The sequence below is a fragment of the Streptomyces sp. NPDC004752 genome (assembly GCF_053601275.1).
Window position 1 is genome coordinate 1 of the sequence record NZ_JBSGBN010000310.1, and the last position, 1,165, is coordinate 1,165.

A 1,165-nucleotide genomic window follows, 5' to 3' on the forward strand; every position below is an offset into this window, starting at 1 on the left:
AATGGATAGACCTCTACTCTAAATCTAATGAAAGCTCCGTCTCTAAAGCTGATTTTCTAGAATTAAAAAGACAACTGGCTAAAGTTAAGGAAGAACGAGACATCTTAAAAAAAGTATTGACCATATTCGCCGAGAAAAAGAAGTGAGTGCTGCGGATATGGCTCAAACCATACAAACTTTAGCACTCAATGTCAGACTAAGCTGTCAACTTCTTGATGTTCCTGAATCAAGTTATTATGAACGGATTAACCGACATCCATCTAAAACTCAATTAAGGAGACAATACCTGCCACTCAAAATGTCTCAACTCTTCAATGCTAACCGAGGAATCTATGGTGCTACTAAAATTCATCATCTTCTACTTAAACAAGGGGAAAAAGTCGGGTTAAAACTGGTACAGAAGCTAATGAAGCAACTTCAACTCAAGTCTGTAGTCATTAAGAAATTTAAGCCTGGATACTCACTAAGTGATCACATCAATCGAAAAAATCTCATACAGACTGAACCTACAAAGAAAAATAAGGTTTGGTCAACCGACATTACTTATATTCCTACTCAACAAGGATGGGCTTATCTCTCAACCATTATGGATCGTTATACTAAAAAAGTCATTGCTTGGGATTTGGGCAAGCGAATGACTGTAGAATTAGTGCAAAGAACTTTAAATAAGGCCATTAAATCACAAGACTATCCAGAAGCTGTTATTCTTCATTCTGACCAAGGAAGCCAGTATACGAGTCTAGAGTATGAAGAGTTGCTTAAGTATTATGGGATGACTCACTCTTTCAGTCGAAGGGGATACCCTTATCATAATACCAGTCTTGAATCTTGGCATGGACATTTAAAAAGAGAGTGGGTGTATCAATTTAAATATAAGAACTTTGAAGAAGCCTATCAGAGTATTTTCTGGTACATCGAAGCCTTTTATAATTCAAAACGAATCCATCAAAGTTTAGGGTATCTTACACCTAATCAATTTGAAAAGGTAAGTGCTTAAAATAAATAGATTAAAATTCTACGTTTGTTACTCTAAAAACTTGACTTAACGTCATCAATAAAGAATATAAAAAACTAAAGAATAAAAAGTCCAAAACAAAGTAACATGAAAAATAAAACAATAATAAAAGCAGTTTTTAGTATGATTACTGCTTTTATTATTTCCTCC

1 pseudogene is annotated in these 1,165 nt (G+C 34.2%); it reads left to right on the forward strand.

Features of this window, described 5'->3' with window-relative positions:
- Positions 1-997 (forward strand): annotated as a pseudogene (locus ACWEKM_RS46590) (IS3-like element IS981 family transposase); the annotation flags it as partial.
- Between the last annotated feature and the right edge of the window lie 168 nt (positions 998-1,165).